The organism is Thiovibrio sp. Mzg5 (assembly GCF_055379285.1).
Genome location: NZ_AP022872.1, coordinates 2,301,983 through 2,319,816 on the forward strand (window position 1 = coordinate 2,301,983; position 17,834 = coordinate 2,319,816).

Sequence of the window (17,834 nt, forward strand, 5' to 3'; positions counted from 1 at the left end):
AATCAGTCGGTGCCCCGCACCAGGGCGGTCAGGGTTCGCACCGTTTCCTCCATCTGTTCCGCCTGCGCGTTCAGCTCTTCCGAGGCGCTGGCCGTTTCCTCGGCCGTGGCGGCGTTCTGCTGGGTCACCGTGTCCAGCTCGGTAACCGCTAGATTGATCTGCCCCACCCCCGTGGCCTGTTCCTGGGAGGCGTTGGAGATCTCGGCCATGAGCATGGCAATCTTGGCGGTGCTCTCGGCCGCTTCCCGGAAAGATTGGTTGGTGGTCGCCACCAGCTTGGACCCTGCCTGGACCTTGCTCACCGTGCCCTCGATCAGCCCCGCCGTGTTTTTGGCTGCGTCCGAGGCCCGCATGGCCAGATTGCGCACCTCGTCGGCCACCACGGCAAAGCCTGCGCCTGCTTCCCCGGCCCTGGCCGCTTCCACCGCCGCATTCAGGGCCAGCAGGTTGGTCTGGAAGGCGATCTCGTCAATGGTTTTGACGATCTTGGAGGTTTCTTCGCTGGCCTTGGCAATCTCGCCCATGGACTGAATCAGCATCCCCATGGATTCATTGGCGGTGTTGATGGTCTTCCGGGCCTCGCCCGCAAGGGTGTTGGCCTGGCCAACGTTGTCGGCATTCTGCTTGGTAACTGCGGCAATTTCTTCCAAGGAGGCCGAGGTTTCCTCAATGGCGGCGGCCTGATTCCCCGCCCCGTCGGCCAGGGACTGGCTCACCGAAGCAACCTGGCCAGCAGCGGCGTTCACCTCCGCCGCGCCGTTGGTCAGCTCATCGCTGATTTGCTCCAGCGAACCCACGATGAGGGAAGAAAGATAAGCCGCCATCAGGATGCTCAAGGCAATGACGATCAGGGCGATGGTCGCGGTGATGAGCAGCGATGACCTGTCCGCCTGCATCCGGCTGTCCGCCATGGCAACGAGGTCCGTGGCCAACCGGGTTTCCACCTCTTTCATCAGCTCGATTTTCTGGGTGATGGTGTCAAACCAGCGCTCCGGTTGGATGCCGAAGCCGCCCTCCAGATGTTTGTCAAGGGCGGCGGTTTCCATGGCGGCAACCTCGCCGACCGCGGGGGCGTTCATCTTCTCTTTGTAAAAATCCTTGGCCGGACCCTCGGCAAAGGCCTGGAAATTATCGAGAAAAACCTTCTGTGCCGAGAGAATTTCCACGCATTTCCGGTACATCCCAGGGGCGAAGCTGTCGTTGGCAAAGGTGTTGCTCAGCACCGCCCGTTCGATGCCCATCCGCTCCTTGGCCTCGACAAAATTGTAGTAACCAGTGAGCGCTTTCATGATCTTCTGGTCCGGGCTGGTCCGGGCGATCATGGGGATGGTGGTCAGGAATTCATGGATTACCCCGGTGTAAAAACCGATGGCCTCCGGTCCGGCGATGGACTGGGCATCGGCCTGCTGGCGGATCGCGGTGATTTTGTCGATCCCGGCCAGCGCGCCCTGCAATTTTTCGCTCAGGGTCGGGTCACCCTTGTCCGCCTTGGAATGGGCGAGAAAATCCTTGAGCGCGGCGATCCGTTTGTCGGTTTCCCCGCGCTGGCTTGGGAGCCGATCAGCGAATTTTTGTCCCTTGCTGCCAAGAAAACCGGCGGTCATCCCCCGTTCCTTCTGGGCCTCGTGGGCAATCTCCGTGCTCAGTCCGGCGATGGCGGCAAGTTCCTTGAGGGAAGCGGCTTGGCGCAGGGTTGTGTAGCGTTCCGTGCTGTTGGTGAGGAGAATGGCGATCAGGAACAACACCGGCAGACAGACAAGCAGCCGCAACATGCTTTTGATGGTGAGGTGTTTGACGAAATTCATGGGCGTGGAATCCTCCTGGCCTGGTGTGCGTTTCCCCTCAATCCGATCACAGTAGCATGTCTGCGAAACAACAGAACTGACTTAAGTCAAGGCTAGACGTTCTTGCCTGGGATTACAAGCCCATTATCGCGGTTGCAGGGGCAACCCGGCTGCTTTCCAGGCGCTGATGCCGCCAGCCAGGTTGTAGATCTCCCCGTAGCCCTTGCCGGAGAAATACTGCCCCACCGCATAGCTGCGCCCGCCCACGGCGCAGATCAGCAAGAGGGGCTTGCCGGTGGGCAGGGTCATCCTGCCCTGGGCGAGCTCACCGAAGGGAATGAGTTGTGAGTTGGCAATGGACCCCTCGTACAGTTCTTCGGGCGAGCGGACATCCACCAGCACCAGATCCTTGCGGGTTTCGATGAGGGATTTGGCCTCCTGCGGGGAAAGGGAGCGGAAGATCGGGGCCTGGCCGGAACCCGGCGTGTTTTTATCGCCGCAGGCGATGGCCATAAGCAAGAGCATCACCGCCGCCAACATATGGAGATATCGTTTCATTACCTTCCTCTGTTTTGTGTTGTAGTCCTTCCCAGTCAAGGGGTTAACCCCAGGCAATCTACCCATTGGCTGCCTTCTTTGCAAGCATCGACACGCAGTGCAATCCCCCGCATTCCCCCGAGCCCCGCTCCGAAATCGTTTGCGAAGGTGATAAAAATTTTGGGTTGACGGGAGAAGAGCGCCTGTGTTAATTAAGTAATTAACAATATAGTTATATTCTAACACATCATTTGGTTTTGGAGAACAGAGATGCTGCCTAAATCCTTTGCAGGCGTGGCGCTTGCCCTCATCCTCATTTTTTCGGCCTTGCCGGCCCAGGCCAGTCTCAGCACGGACCTGCAGACTCTGGTTGCCCAGGGAACCACCCTGCGTACCAACCTGACGGCGATCAGCGTTGCCCAGGGAAGCACCTGCACCCAGCTGGGCGCTTTCAACACCTCCCTGGAGAGTTATCTGGCAAGCATCCAGGCGGTTTACGGGCAGCTGGCTGTTCCCGTGACCCTCACCGCCGCCGATCTCACCGCACTGGATACGCTTTCCGGGCTTGCCAAGGGGATGGCTACCGATTCCGTGCGGCTCTCCCTGGAGCTACGCAATATTGAGGCCTTGGCCGATCTTTTCGAGTACCGCGCCGCTTTGAGCGGTATGCTCCGCCTTGCCGACGACATCGGTATCATGGCCAACCGCATTCTGGAGATGGCGGACCGGATTCTGGTCATGGCCGACAACATCGGTACCATGGCGGACCGGATCCTGCTTACCCAGCAGCTGCAGAACGCCAATGTGGCCCTGACCCAGGCCTCCATTCTCACCACCCAGCAGAACATGGTCGCCATGAGCGACAGCTTGTCCACCATTACTTATAACCTCAGCCTGGGGCTGGTGGCAAATGAGGCCAATGCCCTGGTCGGAACGATGGGCGGGACAACGCTCACCAGCCAGACCATGGCCCTGCAGTTGAGTGCCCTGGAGGCCCAGACCTCCCTGCTGCTGAACAGCACGGTGACCCTCTATACCTGGATGAGCCAGAACAGCCAGTCGGCAAGCCACTATATCAACGGCGACACCCTCACCCTGCTGGGCGACCTCTCCAGTGTGCAGACGGCGCTGGCCTTTTCCCTGGAAACCTACGCCAACACCATCAACCAGCTGGCCCCGCTCACCCAGACCCCGGTTCTCTCGGATGCCACGGCCAGCATGCTGCGGCTGACCGCGGACATCGGCGAGATGTCCGGCCGGATCATGGAGATGGCCGACAAGATCATCGTCATGGCGGATAATATCGGGCTTATGGGGGACCGGATCGTCGCGACCCAGAACCTGCAGCAGGCCAATATTGAACTGACCCAGAACTCGGTGACCATCGCCCAGAATGTCACCCTTACCGTTATCAAAAATTATCTCGGCCAGTAATTGCTGGCGGCTTTGCGTGGGAGAAAGATCATGAGTGCATCTATACGAAACGGCTTGTTGGCCGCCCTTTTTCTCTTGGCCGGTGTTGGGTTGCAGCCGAGCACGGCCCGGGCGGCCCTGGCAGAGGATCTGCAGAGTCTGGTGGTCCAGGCCCAGGGGCTTGATACGCAGCTCAAGGCGATCAGCCTTGCACCGAACTCGGTCTGCGGGCCTTTGGTCCAGGCCGATCAGGCGGCCCATGCTTTGGTGAACAACATCAGCCAGGTGAACGCCAATCTGGCCGCGCCGCTGCAGATAGACGAAGGAACCCTGGCCGCGCTGGAAACGCTTTCCGTTGTGAATACGAGCCTGGCCAATGAAAGCCTGCGCTTGTCCGTTGACCTGGCCGCTTTGTCCCAGACCAGCCAGGCCTTTACCCTGAAGGACGGGATTGTGGCCATGCTCCAGCTCTCCGATGATATCGGGGCCATGGCCGACCGCATCGGGGAGATGGCGGACAAGATTCTGGTCATGTCGGACAATATCGGCCTCATGGCCGACCGTATCATCCTGACCCAGCAGATCCAGAATCAGAATATCCTGGTTACCCAGCAGAGCATGCTCCAGACCCAGACCAATATCCTGACCCTCGTTTCCGTGGTGGAGACCGACACCTACAACCTCACCCTTGAGCAGCTGGTGTTGGATGGCCAGCTGCTGGCGGCACGGATGGCGGCGGTGGTCTTGAGCCCCTGGACCATGAAGACCCAACTCAGCGCGGTGGCCACCGATGTCCATGCCTTTCTCGACAAGGTAAAAGCGGCCCAGGCCACCATGGTCCAAAATTCCACCACCAGCACCACCTATCTCAACACCACGCCCCTGCTCAACCTGGGCAACCTGTCCACCATGCTCACCTCCCTGGCCATGGCCATGGACGGGTATGTGCTTGCCATCGACAGCTTGGACGCCATGACCTCCAGCACCACGCTCTCCGCCTCGCTCAAAAGCATGCTGCAACTGTCGGCGGACATCGGCCTCATGGCCAACCGGATTCTGGAAATGGGGGATCTCACCCTGGCCATGGCGGACAATATCGGCATGACCGCGGATCAGATTCTGGCCACCCAGCAGCTCCAGAGCGTCAATGTGGCCACCACCCAGGCTTCTATCCTGGCGGCCCAAAAGCTGGCGATTGCCATTATTGTGGCGAGAAAACTGTAACCTTCAAGGGTGTGACATCGAGGCATTGCGCCGGGCGGCTGATCAGCACATGATCGGCCGCCCGTTTTTTTTGGCAGAGAGCTGGGAAGGGTTATGATTCGCTGCTGATTCGGTCCAACGCGACGAGAACGGCTTGAACCTCGGCCTCGGTGTTGAAAAAGCCGGGAGAAAGGCGCAAGGTGCCCTGGGGAAAGGTGGAGATGCTGCGGTGGGCCGCAGGCGAGCAGTGGAGCCCTGCCCTGGCCATGATCCCGTAATGGCGGTCAAGCAAAAAGGCGAGATCGGCCACGCTTCGGCCAGCCATGGTCAGGGAAACCGCCGAGCCTCTGGCCGCGCCAGCCGTTGGTCCGTGCACGGTGACCCCCTGAAGCTGGCTCAACCCCTCCAGCAGCAGCCGGGTGAGGTGTGCTTCGTGGAGCCGAATCGTTTCCCGCCCTGTTTTTTGGATAAATTCCACCCCGGCGGCCAGACCGCCGATACCGAGGGTATTGGGCGTTCCCGATTCATAACAGTCCGGCATCAGCTGCGGCTGCTCCTCGAGTTCCGAATTGCTGCCCGTGCCGCCCATCTTGAGCGGTGGGAGCATGAGCCCTTGGCGGAGCAGAAAGCCGCCGGTGCCGGTGGGGCCCAACAGCCCCTTGTGGCCGGTGAAGGCAAGAAAATCGATGCCAAAGGGTTCCATCTCCAGGGGGAAAACCCCGGCGGATTGGGCCGCGTCCACCATCAGCAGCGCCCCGCCCTTGCGGGCTCCGATGGCGGCAAGATCGGCCACCGCTCCGGTCACATTGGAGACATGGTTGATGATGATCAGCCGGGTCTTGTTGTTCAGGTGCCTGGGGATATCGTCCGGGTCGATACCGCCGCTGGGGTCGGTGGGCAGAATCGTCAGGACGATCCCCCGGGTTTTTTCCAGATGGCGCAGGGGGCGCATCACCGAGTTGTGTTCCATGCCCGTGGTCAGTACCTGGTCGCCGGGCGCCAGCAGCCCGAAGATGCCCACGTTGAGCGCCTCGGTGACATTGCTGGTGAACACCACCCGGCTGGAGTCCGGGCAGCCGAAAAAATCGGCGATCCGCTCGCGGGCCTCAAAGATCACCCGGCTGGCGGCCAGGGAAAAGCGGTGCGCCGAGCGCCCGGGGCTTAAGGAGATCTCCCGGATCAGCCGGTGCATGGCCTCCCCCACCTCCGGAGGCTTGGGAAAGGAGGTGGCGGCGTTGTCAAAATAGATGGGGGAAGATGAGTCGGGCATAATTGGGGGGGGAGGCAGGGGTGCCTTCAGTAAGGGCTGACCACCTTGGTGGCCTGGGCCATGGCGTCCATGATCTCGAACATGTTGGTGACCTGGCCCACCAGCAGGGTGTCCTTGAGGTTCAGAAAATCAAGGCAGGTGCCGCAGGAGTATATTTCCACCCCCTGGGCGGCCAGCTCCTGCAGCGGGGCGATGAGGTCGGACTCGGTGGCGGTGATTTTCACCCCGGTATTGTAAAAGAAGATCTTGGCGGGCAGGGGGCTGAGGCTCTTGAGGGTCTTGACATAGGCCCGCATGAGCACCCCGCCCAGCGCATCGTTGCCCCTCCCCATGGTGTCGGCGGGGATGACGCAAACCAGGCCGGTACCCGGGAGCTCGCAGCGATAATCCTCCGGGGCCACAGCCTTGGCTCCATCCCCATGCGGACCCTTGCTGATCGTGATGTGGCGGGTGTCTCCGGAGGCTCGGATTTCCACGGCGCAACCCTGGCTTTTGCCGAAACGCTCCAGGTTGCTCTGGGCGGCCTCGTTGTCAACCAACACCTCCACAGCACCTTGCCCAAGGGAGTCGAGCAACTCCTTGGCCCTGAGCACGGGTTGCGGGCAGGCCAGGCCACGGCAGTCGAGCACGGTATTCATTATCCTGCCCCTGCTCAGTCGTTAAAGCTTATCTGGTTTACCAAATCGTGGATGATGTTCTGGGCGGCTGGTTCCAGTTTTGGCGCGGAAAACCCCGTGTCATAAAAATCAGGGTTGATATCGTTGGAACTCCACATGCTCTGCGCCTCGAAATAGAGATCTTTTTGCGAAAAATACCCCTCAGGCAGCATCATCCGCAGGTGATAGGTCCGGTGGGTGGGAATCCGCTTCTTACTCACCAGCTTGAGGCCGCTGGTGGTCAGATCGACGAGGTGCCCCAGAAGTTCGTTGGCGTCATCATCGTAGACTTCAAGGTAGTACACAAGGTGTCTGCGCTTCAGGGACCGGGTTTCATCCGCCATCTTGTCCTCCTAACGGGCTGATTTGGCAATGCTGGCCAGCATGCAATCAATGACCGCTTCAGGGCCCATGCTGGAGGAATCGACAATAATGGCATCAGCGGCTGGCTTGAGCGGGGCAAGCTGACGCCTGGAGTCATCATAGTCCCGTTTGTTGATCTGGTCCAGAATTTCCTGATAGTCCACACTCTGCCCCTTTCCCGCCATCTGCTTCTGGCGGCGGCGGGCCCGCTCCTCGGCCGAGGCGTTGAGGAAAAATTTGCAGGGGGCCTGCGGGAAAACAACGGTGCCCATATCGCGGCCCTCGGCGACAATGCCGCCTTTTTCCCCCAGTTGCCGTTGCAGACCGGTGAGCTTTTCCCGCACCAGCGGGTTGGCGGAAACCCGCGAGGCGACCAACCCCATCTCCGGGGTGCGGATGGCCTGGGAAACGTCCTCACCATTGAGCAGCACCCGCACATCGTCATCGCCGTTTGGGGTGAGAGTCAGCTCGATGGTAGCCAGACATTTTTTAAGCGAGTCCGTGTCGGCCAGATCAACGCCCTGCCTTTCCAGGGCAAGCCCCACGGCCCGGTACATGGCCCCGGTGTCCAGATAGGTAAAGTGGAGCTTGGCGGCCAAGCCCCGGCTGATCGTGCTTTTGCCCGCGCCCGAGGGGCCGTCGATGGTGATAATGGCCTTGGGGTCAACAAGCACGGTCCATCTCCGCGAGCGCTGAGGTCAGCGCCTTGACGAAGCGCTGGTTTTCCGCGGGCAGCCCCACGGTGATGCGGATGTAGGTGGGATAGCCGTAGGCGTTCATGGGCCGGACGATGACCCCCTGGTGGAGCAGGGCATCGTAGAGCTTTTTGCCGTCGCATTTGACGTCGATGAGAAAAAAGTTGGTCTGGCTGGGAAAGGGACGGCAGCCGAGTTTCTCCACCTCGCTGCTCAACCAGGCGATGCCCTCCCTGGTAAAGGCGATGGTCTTTTCGTAATGCTCATCATCACCCAGGGCGGCCAGGGCCCCTGCCTGGGCAGGCAGATTGACGTTGAAGGGCTGTCGGACGCGGTGCAGATAATCGGCGATGTCGGCATGCATCAGGCCGTAGCCCACCCGTAAGCCCGCCAGTCCGTAAGCCTTGGAAAAGGTGCGCAGGGCCACCACCGGCACCCGGTGCTTGAGATAATCCCGGGCATCGAGGCGCAGGGACGGTTCGACAAAATCCACATAGGCTTCGTCGAGAGCGACGATCACCCCATCCGGCACCTTGTCGAGAAAACGGCTGAAAGCCTCGTTGCTGAACACCGTGCCGCAGGGGTTGTTGGGGTTGTCGAGAAAGATCAATCGGGTTTTCGCGCTGATCTGCCGGATGATGCCGTCCAGATCGTGCTGCATGTTCACCAGCGGCACCACCCGGTTGACGCCGCCCTGGGCTTGGACTGCCTTCTGGTAGACGAGAAAGGTGGGCTGGCTGGTGATCACCTCTTCTCCTGGAGCGAGAAAGGCGGCGATGAGCAACTGGATGACCTCGTTGGAACCGTTGCCAAAGACCAGTTGGTTTGCGGCAACGCCGATCTTCTCGGCCAGCGCCTGGGCCAGGTAATAGCAACTGCCGTCCGGATAGCGGTGCAGGTTTTTCAGGCTGTCGCTCACGGCGGCCACGGCCTTTGGGGAGGGGCCCAGGGCATTTTCGTTGGAGGCCAGCTTGATGGAGCCGGTGATGCCGTACTCGCGCTCAAGTTCTTCGAGCGGCTTGCCCGGCGGATAGGGGATCAGGCTGGCGATGTTGTCGCGCACAGGGAGTTTCATGGGTTTCAATCCTTACAAGGGATGGGGCCACGAAATCCACAAAAAACACGAAATTTTTTAAACTGAACAGTTACGCCTTCTTTTCGTGTTCTTTCGTGGGGTTCGTGGCAAATTCCTTCTATAATTTCGGCTTGGTCCCTGCCAGATCGAGCCGTTGTTCCAGGGCATAGGCGGCCCGGAAGATTTTCTCTTCGGCAAAATGGCTAGCCTGGAGCTGGAGGCCGATGGGCAATCCGCTGCTGCTTATCCCGCAGGGCACCGACATGCCGGGCAAGCCGGCCAGGTTTGTGCAAATGGTAAGGATATCGGAGAGATAGACGCTCAGCGGGTCGTCGATCTTTGCCCCGATTTTCCAGGCCGGGGCTGGGGTGACCGGGGAGACCAACAGGTCGCACTGGGCAAAGGCCTTGGCGTAATCCTCGACGATCAGGGTGCGGACCTGGGAGGCCTTCTTGTAATAGGCGTCGTAGTAGCCGGAGGAAAGGGCGTAGGTGCCGATGATGATCCGCCGTTTCACCTCCTCGCCGAAACCCTGGGAGCGGCTGTGGCGGTACATCTCCAGCAGCTCGTGCTGGTCGTGGTCGCGGAAGCCGTACCTGACCCCGTCGTAGCGGGCCAGATTGGAGCTGGCCTCGGCCGGGGCGATGATGTAGTAGGCTGCCACCCCGTACTCGGTGTGGGGCAGCGAGATCTCCACGATTTTGGCCCCGGCCTCGGTGAGCAGGGAGATCCCCTTGCGCACTGCCTGTTCCACCTCCGGATCAAGCCCGGCGCCAAAGTATTCCTTGGGGATGCCGATGGTGAGGCCTTTACAATCGGGGACAAGGGCTGCGGTGTAATCCGGCACCGGCTGGTTGACCGAGGTGGAATCCCGCGGGTCATGGCCGCTGATGGCCCCCAGCATGATGGCGGCGTCGCGCACATCCTTGGTGAGCGGCCCGACCTGATCCAGGGACGAGGCGTAGGCCAGCAGGCCGAAGCGGGAGACCCGCCCATAGGTGGGTTTGATCCCGACGATCCCGCAGTGGGAGGCGGGCTGGCGGATGGAGCCGCCGGTGTCCGAGCCCAGGGCGGCGATGCATTCGTCCGCCGCCACCGAGGCTGCCGAGCCGCCGCTGGAGCCGCCGCAGACATGGGCGAGGTTCCAGGGATTTTTCGGCACCCCGTAAGCGCAGTTTTCGTTGGCCGAGCCCATGGCGAACTCGTCCATACTCACCTTGCCGAGGATGACCGCGCCCTCACCCCGCAGCCTTTCCACCACCGTGGCGTCGTAGGGCGGGATGAAGGGTTCGAGAATCTTGGAACCGGCGGTGGTGCGCAACCCCTTGGTGCAGAGGACATCCTTGATGGAGAGCGGGATGCCGCAGAGACTGCCGCCCTCGCCCCTTTGGCGTTGAGCATCCGCCGCCTCTGCCTGAGCCAGAGCGCCGTTACGGTCCAGAGTGATATAGGCGTTGACCTTGGGCTCCACAGCGTCGATCCGGTCGAGCAGTGACCGGGTCAGCTCCAGAGAGGAGATTTCCCCCTTGGCAAGGAGATCCTGCAAGGCATGAATGGTTAAGGCGTGGAGTTCCATAATGTCCCGTACCGCTGCTGATTTTTCAGGATGTCTGCCGTCGACGCGGAGAGGGCGAATAAAAACGGACCTCGGAAAGGAGGTCCGTAACGGGCAGACAGACAACAATGATTATTTCGTACAGTTCCTCAGCTAAATAACCCTGGGCACCACGAAAGCCTCGCCGTTCTGCAACGGGCCGTTGGCCAGCGCCTCCTGCTGGGGCAGGGATTCTCGGGTCTCGTCTTCGCGGAAGGCATTGCGGATGGCCAGGGCATGGGTGGTGGGTTGCACGCCGGTGGTGTCCAGCTCGCCCAGTTTTTCAACATAGCTCAGGATGCCATCCAGCTGACGGGTGGTTTCTGCCACCTCTGCTTCCGACAGCGAAAGCCTCGCTAGTTTGGCTACATATCGTACTTCTTCCGGGGTGATTTTCATGCCTTGTTTTGTAACGCATTCAGCCGGGCAAGTCAATCCCTGATGGTCTCGTAAAAGCACCGGGGGTTAGTTTGCGGCCATTTTCGCCTGGTTTTCGAGAACCTCGACAAAGACGCGCACCACCTCGGGGTCAAACTGGCTCGCAGCGCAACGGTTCAGCTCGGTAATGGCAGCCTTGAGGTCCAGGTTCTGTTTGTAGCTGCGCTTGGAGGTCATGGCGTCATAGCTGTCCGCCACGGTAATGATCTTGGTCAACAGGTTCAGGTCATTGCCCCCCAGGCCGTCGGGATAGCCCTTGCCGTCCATACGCTCGTGGTGGTGGCGGACGATGAAGATTTCCTGCTGCATGAAGGCCAGGGGCGTGATGATGTTGGCCCCGATCTCCGGATGTTTTTTCATCAGGAGCCATTCCTCGTCGGAGAGCGGCCCTGGTTTTCGGATATAGCTGACATCCACCACCAGCTTGCCGATGTCGTGCACCTTGCAGGCCCTTTCCAGCACGGTCATCTCTTCCTGGCCCAGGCGCAGGGCCTGGCCGATGCTCATGGCGTGCAGAGTGACCCGGGTGGTGTGGCCGGCGGTGTACATGTCCTTTTCTTCCAGGGCGGTTTGCAGGGTGAGCATGGTGTTCAGGGTGGAGACTTCCAGGTTCTCGTTGTATTCTTCCAGCAACCGATTTTTTTCCGCCAGTTCGCGGGTTTTGTTGCGCACCTCAGTTTCAAGATTTTCCTTGTAGGCCTTCTCCTGAACGACGTACATCCGTTTTTCAATGGCCCGTTTGACCTTGATGTTGAAGATGTCCAGATCTTCGATGGGCTTGGGGATGAAGTCGTAGGCCCCCAGGTTGATGGCCTTGACCGCATATTCCATGGAGCCCGCGCCGGTGAGGAAGATCACCGGAATCCCGTAATTGCGGTCGTTGATGAGTTTGAGGGTTTCAAAACCGTCCAGGCCGGGCATGTTGATGTCGAGGATGACGAGGTCGAAATCCCCGTTCAGAGCGGCCAGGGCCTCTTCGCCGCTGGCGCAGGGCACGACCGAGTGGCCGAACATGGTGAGGATTTTGTAGACGGCTTCCCGAACCAGGGTGTCGTCGTCAGCGATAAGAATCTTTGCCTGTGCCATGGTGAGTCCGTAACCAGAAATTAAGGGAAGGGCGTACGATCATGGCCCCACAAAGGCCGCAACCACTTTTTTTATAACACAGAGTTTCCGTTAAAAAGTCCAGTATTTTTTTGCCACGGCCAGGGCCGCATCCAGTGCGGGCAAGGGCCTTTTTGCCTGGACCAGGGCCGTGACCGCGGCGGGCGACAATCCTCCCTCCCCGGTCATTTCATGGAGGCTGGCCAGCACCCCCTCCGCAAGGGCTTGCAGATTGTAGCCTCCTTCCAGCGCCAGCACCAGCCGTCCCTCGCACAGCTCCGCCGCCAGATCGACCATAACCCTGCTCATGTAGGCAAAACCAACGGTGGTTACGGCCATGGCGCCAAGGGGGTCGGAGACATGAGTGTCGTAGCCGGCAGAGACCATGATGCAGTCCGGCCTGTACTGGCGAGCCACCGGGGCAACGAACTCGTCCATGATCCGGGCAAAGTCCTGGTCGCCCTGGCCGCCTGGCAGCGGCACGTTGAGGGTGTAGCCCTCGCCCTTGCCCGTCCCGGTTTCCCGGAGGGCACCGGTCCCCGGATACAGTGGAGACTGGTGGGTGGAGCAGTAGAGCACCTGGTCGGTGTCGTAAAAAGCGTTTTGGGTGCCGTTGCCGTGGTGCAGATCCCAGTCGAGGATGAAAATCCGCTCCATGCCGAGATGTTGCAGGCCATAACGGGCACCGATGGCGATATTGTTGAACAGACAGAAGCCTCTGGCACGATCCGCCTCGGCATGGTGTCCGGGCGGACGAACCAGGGCCGCGGCATTCTCGGCCTGACCCGCAGCCACCAGCTTGAGGCCGGTGATCACCGCACCGGCCGCGAGGACCGCCGCCTCGTAGGAGCGGGGCGAGGTGTGGGTGTCCGGGTCAAGCACATCGAACTGCTTGCCCGCCGTCTCGGCCACCCGTTCGATGTACTCGGGGGTGTGGTTTGCGGCCAGATCACCGTAAGCGGCCGGCTCGCATTCGGGAGAGAAAAAGGCCTCGGCTTCCTCCGGCCGGGCAAGGGCCTGGTAAATGGCGCCAAGGCGCTCCGGGCTTTCCACATGGTCGTAGCCCGGGTCGTGTTCCAGAAAGAGCGGGTCTTTTAGGACCGCTGTTTTTCGGCGCATACCGTTGTTCTCCCAACTTTGATGATCCGGGTTTCGGTGATGAGATAATCGAGCTGCTGATCGTGACTTTCCAGGGGCACGGCCGCAATAACCTGGAGATCAAAGGCCAGGCCGATCCGCAGGGCCTGCGGCGCCGCAAGCTGTAAAAACCGGTCATAATAGCCGCCCCCGTATCCCAGCCGCCCGCCGTGAACGTCAAAGACACTGCCCGGCGCCACCACTACCTCGATGGTGCCAGGGTCCACCAGGGGCAGGGTTTGCAACGGTTCGCGGATACCGCAATAACCCGGAGCAAGATCCCGGTTTAAATCGGTGATGGCATAGGGGAGCAGCCGCTGTTCCTTGGTCAGGGTCAGGGGCACGCTCACGGTCATCCCCTTTTTTAGGCAATGCGCGATGAGGTCCAGGGTCTCCACCTCGCTGCGGAAGCTGACATAGGCAAAGACGCTGCGGGCGGTACAAAACTCCGGCAGGGCCAGGAGGTGTTCAATAATAGCCCGACTTTTTCGCTGCCGCTCTTCCACAGACAGGGTATCGCGGGCAGCCAGAATCTCTGCGCGCAGGGTGGTTCGCTCTTTCGCCATTGCTCCTCCTTGTTTCAATGCCTCTAGTTATAACGCAACGGGGTCAAGACGCTAAGTTTTTTGTTTTGTTCTTTGCGTCCCTTGCGCTTGTGCGTTATATTGAAGGAAATCATTAAATTCCAGATGGCAATCCCAGGAGACCTGTGCATGTTTGAAGAATGGCAACGCTTGGAGCAGCACGGAACCCCGGTGTATGTGCAGCCGGAAAGGCCGGACTGGTTCGTGCCGGATCACGCGGCTGATTGTCTGTTGCAGGAGCTGCAACAGGGGAAAGATCCCGGTCTCGGCAACACGCCTGCCGCACAAGGGCTCGGCGAACGGATGCTCATGGCCCGGCGGCTTGTCTCCCAGCTTGCCGAAGGGAAGGTCTCTCCGTACCGCGGCCGCTACCCGCTGCTCACCCTGAACAGCCTGAAGGAATGTTGGTTTCATCTCACCGACCGCTGCAATCTCGCCTGCCACCACTGTCTTTTCGCCTCCTCCCCTGCCCAGGGGGCGACCCTCTCTTCGGAAGCCCTGGCCCAGGGGATCGTTGAGGCCAAGGGGCTGGGTTGCACCCTCTTCTATTTCACGGGGGGTGAACCCTTTGTCTATCCGAATTTTGTCGACATGGTGGCGGAGCTCCTTGTCGATCCAAAGATCCATGTGGTGGTGCTCAGTAATGGCCTGTTGATCAAGGAGCATCTTGCCGAGCTGGCACCTTTACCCAGGGAACGGTTTCACTTACAGCTCAGCCTGGACGGGTTGGCGCAACGGCATGAGGCGCTGCGGGGAAAAACCACCTTTGCCGGGTTGCTGGAAAGCCTCCGGTTGCTCAAAGAAGCAGGTTTCCCCCTTACCCTGTCCGTGGCGGTGAACCGGGACAATGTCCAGGAACTGGCCGAGATTGTCGCTTTTGCTGCCGGCCAGGGAGTCGGCAACATCCACCTGCTCTGGCATTTTGTTCGGGGCAAGGGGAGCCTGGAGCAGTTTGTCGCCCCATCCCTGATCCTTCCCGAGCTGATCCGGGCCCAGGAGATGGCCGAGAAAATGGGGGTGCGCATCGACAATGTGGAATCCCTGCGCAGCCAAGTTTTCAGCACCCCCGGCACCCGGCATGACCTGTCCAACACAGCCTGGGAGTCACTGGCCGTGGGGCCGGACGGGGTGATCTACCCCTCCCCCGCCCTGGTCGGCCTTGCGGATTTGGCCTGCGGCGCGTTGGCCGATGGGCTGGAGGCAGTCTGGCGGCAGAGTCCGGTGCTGGAGAAGATCCGCAAGTCTTCCCTGGCTGCAAGCGAGGCTTACTTGGCCAATCCCTTGCGCTTTCTGGTGGGCGGCGGCGATATCGACCACAGCTATCTGGCCGGTGGTGATGTGGTCGGACACGACCCCTATGTGGAGCTCTACAACGGGTTGGCTCTCTGGCTGATCAGCAGGCAGGCCCGCCGATACCCTGCCCGGGCAAAGGGGGAAATTCTGCTGCGCATGGGCGAGGTGCGCCACGACTGCCCGGACACCGGCCAGGAGGTGACCCTTACCCATTGCAACTGCGTGGTTTCCCTGGCCGATGACCAGGGGCACGCCACGGTGCGGGAGTTTTATGGCCGGGCCGCGCTCTTTGCCAACGAGGAGATCGTCAATCCCTTTGCCCCGGATCAGGCCCTGGCCAATTTCATCCCGGCGGAAAGCCGGAAGAAATCCTACGGCTGCGGCAGTCCGGTTCGGGATGCCGAGCCGCAACCCGGCGAGGTGCTGGTGGATCTGGGAAGCGGCAGCGGCGTCGAGTGTTTCATGGCCGCCCCCCAGGTGGGGCCAGCCGGCCGAGTGATCGGCATCGACATGACCGAGGAGATGCTCCACCTGGCCGCGGTGGCCAAGGCAACGGTGGTGAGCCGACTGGGCTATGACAATGTGGCGTTTAAAAAAGGCTTTCTCGAAGACATCCCCCTGGAAAACGCCACTGCCGACGTGGTGATCTCCAACTGCGTGATAAACCTGAGCCCGGACAAGCGGCAAACCCTGCATGAGATCTTCCGAATATTGAAACCGGGCGGCAGGCTGGTGGTCTCCGACATTGTCACCGATGGGCCCATCCCGGTGGCCATCAGAAATAACGAACAGTTCCGGGGCGAATGCCTGGGCGGGGCGATGCGGCAGGAGGATCTGCTGGGCATGCTCCGGGGTGCCGGTTTTGCCGGGGTCAGCCTGGTCAAGCGCTTCCCCTATCGGCTCGAGGGGGAAACCCAATTCTATTCGCTCACCTTCCGGGCCTATAAGCCGGAAGAACCGCTCCAGGTGGAGGTCATCTACCGGGGGCCGTTTGCCGCGGTGTGGACGGAAAGTGGGGGTATGCTGCTGAAAGGCCGGCGTACAACGGTATCTCTCAGCGAGGCGGAAAGCCTGGGGGATTCTCTCTTTGTTCTCGATAGGCAAGGGGGGGTAGCAAATCTGGCTCTGGAAAATAGTTGCTGTACGCCGCCAGCCGGGCCCGAGGCCCCTCTGCTCCAGAATAACGGCTGTTGCAACGACGGCCAAAAAGAGCGTGCGCCGGGTAAGATTGTTGCCCTTCCCGACCGGCGCGGTGGGCGGCATCCCTCGGGCTGCATGGCCTGCGGCAAGGAGATCGGCTATCTTGCCCACGAGCGGGAGGTGGCTTGCCATTATTGCGGCGGGATCAAGAAAACCAACGCACTCTGTGTCGAGGGCCATTATATCTGCGATGGTTGCCACCAACAGGACGGACTCTCCGCCATCCGGCTGCTCTGCGCCGAAACAAAAGAGCAGGACATGCTGATCCTTCTGGATACGATCCGTCGCCACCCGGCCATTGCCCTGCACGGTCCGGAGCACCATGCCATGGTCCCGGGCATCATCCTGGCCACCTACCGGAACCTGGGCGGACAAATCAGCCGGGAAGACATCCTCACCGGCATTGAGCGGGGCAGCAAGGTGCCGGGCGGGGTCTGCGGCTTCTGGGGCAATTGCGGGGCTGCGGCCGGGGTGGGCATCGCCTTCAGCGTTCTTCTGGAAGCCACACCCCTTACCCCCAAACCCCGACAGCAGGTGCAGGAGATCACCTCCCGGGTGTTGGGCGAGATCGCCCTGACGCAAGGAGCGCGTTGCTGCCAGCGGGAAACAGTCACGGCCCTGCGGGAAGCGGCGCTTCTTTCCCACCGCCTTCTGCCGGTGTCGCTCCTGGCCGAGGCTGATTTTGTCTGCCGGCAGTTTTCCGCCAACCGGGAATGCATTGGCGGGCAGTGTCCGTTGTGGAGCAAGGCGGAAATACGGTTGGGCGGTGCGCCATGAAACCAGGAGAGACCCAGGGGAAGGCCCCCAAAAAAGGGGTGGGCAAGGCAATGGTTTTAGCCCTGTTTTTGGCCGCCATGGTCATCCTGTTTCGCTTTACCCCGGTGCGGGAATATATCTCGCCCGGCTACCTGCAAGATTTGGTGAACTCCTTTGGCTCTTGGGGGCCGCTGATCTTCGTGCTCCTCTATGCCGGGGGCATCTGTCTTTTTCTGCCCGCCACCCTGTTCACCGGCCTCGGCGCCTTGCTCTTCGGCACCCTGTACGGTTTTCTCTACAATGAGCTGGGCGCCATGCTTGGCGCTTCCCTGGCTTTTTTCATCGGCCGCTACCTGGGCAGGGATTTTGCCGCGGGGTTGATCGGTGACCGGCTGCAAAAATACGATGACCGGATCGCGGCCAACGGCTTTGCCACGGTGCTCTACCTGCGGCTGATCTTTTTCCCCTTCACCCCCCTCAACTTCGGCATGGGATTGACTCGGGTGACGTTTCGGGAGTATTTCTTCGGCACCCTGTTCGGTATTCTCGCCGGAGGCTTTGTCCTCACCTTTTTCTTCGCCACCCTGGCCGAGGTCTGGAAATCCGGGGACTGGTGGCAGCTGGTGAGCTGGAAGGTCTTTTTCTCCCTGGCGCTCTTTGTCGGCTCCTTCTTCATCCCCAAGCTGATCCGGAAAATCAAGCCCGAGAGCGCAGGCTGAGAAAGGAGTTGTG

General features: G+C 60.6%; 16 protein-coding genes. 4 read left to right on the forward strand and 12 right to left on the reverse strand.

The features are described from left to right. Positions 1–2: 2 nt before the first annotated feature. Together ACZ46D_RS10605 and ACZ46D_RS10610 are read right to left on the reverse strand one after the other, a co-directional pair. Complete coding sequence (locus ACZ46D_RS10605; RefSeq protein WP_464927406.1) at positions 3–1,805, reverse strand: methyl-accepting chemotaxis protein; 1,803 nt, start codon at positions 1,803–1,805, stop codon at positions 3–5. Positions 1,806–1,928: 123 nt separating this feature from the next. Next, positions 1,929–2,342 (reverse strand): rhodanese-like domain-containing protein, encoded by a 414-nt coding sequence (locus ACZ46D_RS10610; RefSeq protein ID WP_464927407.1) that lies wholly within the window; start codon positions 2,340–2,342, stop codon positions 1,929–1,931. 249 nt (positions 2,343–2,591) lie between these two features. Here ACZ46D_RS10610 and ACZ46D_RS10615 point away from each other — a divergent pair, with 249 nt between their 5' ends. Beyond that, positions 2,592–3,755 carry a hypothetical protein gene (locus ACZ46D_RS10615; RefSeq protein WP_464927408.1) on the forward strand — a complete coding sequence of 388 codons (1,164 nt, stop codon included), beginning with the start codon at positions 2,592–2,594 and terminating at the stop codon, positions 3,753–3,755. 30 nt (positions 3,756–3,785) lie between these two features. Then, the gene (locus ACZ46D_RS10620; RefSeq protein ID WP_464927409.1) at positions 3,786–4,958 is read left to right on the forward strand and encodes a hypothetical protein; all 1,173 of its coding nucleotides are present in this window, start codon (positions 3,786–3,788) and stop codon (positions 4,956–4,958) included. Positions 4,959–5,049: 91 nt separating this feature from the next. Here ACZ46D_RS10620 and ACZ46D_RS10625 read toward each other — a convergent pair whose 3' ends face one another. The 10 genes from ACZ46D_RS10625 to ACZ46D_RS10670 form a co-directional block, all read right to left on the reverse strand. After that, a complete protein-coding gene (locus tag ACZ46D_RS10625; RefSeq protein ID WP_464927410.1) occupies positions 5,050–6,207 on the reverse strand; it encodes an aminotransferase class V-fold PLP-dependent enzyme in 1,158 nt (385 codons plus the stop codon). 26 nt (positions 6,208–6,233) lie between these two features. Next, on the reverse strand, positions 6,234–6,845 hold the full coding sequence (gene yedF, locus ACZ46D_RS10630) for a sulfurtransferase-like selenium metabolism protein YedF (protein ID WP_464927411.1): 612 nt from the start codon (positions 6,843–6,845) through the stop codon (positions 6,234–6,236). Between the two features lie 14 nt (positions 6,846–6,859). Beyond that, the gene (locus ACZ46D_RS10635; RefSeq protein WP_464927412.1) at positions 6,860–7,207 is read right to left on the reverse strand and encodes a PilZ domain-containing protein; all 348 of its coding nucleotides are present in this window, start codon (positions 7,205–7,207) and stop codon (positions 6,860–6,862) included. Between the two features lie 9 nt (positions 7,208–7,216). After that, a complete protein-coding gene (gene cmk, locus ACZ46D_RS10640) occupies positions 7,217–7,900 on the reverse strand; it encodes a (d)CMP kinase (RefSeq protein WP_464927413.1) in 684 nt (227 codons plus the stop codon). Beyond that, positions 7,890–8,996: a histidinol-phosphate transaminase gene (hisC, locus tag ACZ46D_RS10645; protein ID WP_464927414.1), complete on the reverse strand. Its 1,107-nt coding sequence runs from the start codon at positions 8,994–8,996 to the stop codon at positions 7,890–7,892. Before hisC ends, cmk begins: the two co-directional genes overlap by 11 nt. Before the next feature lie 118 nt (positions 8,997–9,114). Next, positions 9,115–10,572: an Asp-tRNA(Asn)/Glu-tRNA(Gln) amidotransferase subunit GatA gene (gene gatA / locus ACZ46D_RS10650; protein WP_464927415.1), complete on the reverse strand. Its 1,458-nt coding sequence runs from the start codon at positions 10,570–10,572 to the stop codon at positions 9,115–9,117. A gap of 132 nt (positions 10,573–10,704) precedes the next feature. Continuing rightward, positions 10,705–10,989 (reverse strand): Asp-tRNA(Asn)/Glu-tRNA(Gln) amidotransferase subunit GatC, encoded by a 285-nt coding sequence (gene gatC / locus ACZ46D_RS10655; RefSeq protein WP_464927416.1) that lies wholly within the window; start codon positions 10,987–10,989, stop codon positions 10,705–10,707. A gap of 66 nt (positions 10,990–11,055) precedes the next feature. Then, positions 11,056–12,114: an HD domain-containing phosphohydrolase gene (locus tag ACZ46D_RS10660; RefSeq protein WP_464927417.1), complete on the reverse strand. Its 1,059-nt coding sequence runs from the start codon at positions 12,112–12,114 to the stop codon at positions 11,056–11,058. Between the two features lie 90 nt (positions 12,115–12,204). Next, positions 12,205–13,251, reverse strand: a complete 1,047-nt coding sequence (locus ACZ46D_RS10665) for a histone deacetylase family protein (protein ID WP_464927418.1) — start codon at positions 13,249–13,251, stop codon at positions 12,205–12,207. Continuing rightward, the gene (locus ACZ46D_RS10670; protein ID WP_464927419.1) at positions 13,227–13,835 is read right to left on the reverse strand and encodes a 5-formyltetrahydrofolate cyclo-ligase; all 609 of its coding nucleotides are present in this window, start codon (positions 13,833–13,835) and stop codon (positions 13,227–13,229) included. Before ACZ46D_RS10670 ends, ACZ46D_RS10665 begins: the two co-directional genes overlap by 25 nt. Positions 13,836–13,982: 147 nt before the next feature. On the opposite strand from ACZ46D_RS10670, the gene ACZ46D_RS10675 reads away from it, so the two are divergent. Together ACZ46D_RS10675 and ACZ46D_RS10680 are read left to right on the forward strand one after the other, a co-directional pair. Continuing rightward, complete coding sequence (locus tag ACZ46D_RS10675; protein ID WP_464927420.1) at positions 13,983–17,123, forward strand: DUF5714 domain-containing protein; 3,141 nt, start codon at positions 13,983–13,985, stop codon at positions 17,121–17,123. Further along, on the forward strand, positions 17,120–17,821 hold the full coding sequence (locus ACZ46D_RS10680) for a TVP38/TMEM64 family protein (RefSeq protein ID WP_464927421.1): 702 nt from the start codon (positions 17,120–17,122) through the stop codon (positions 17,819–17,821). The genes ACZ46D_RS10675 and ACZ46D_RS10680 overlap by 4 nt, the downstream gene beginning before the upstream one ends. Positions 17,822–17,834 lie beyond the last annotated feature (13 nt).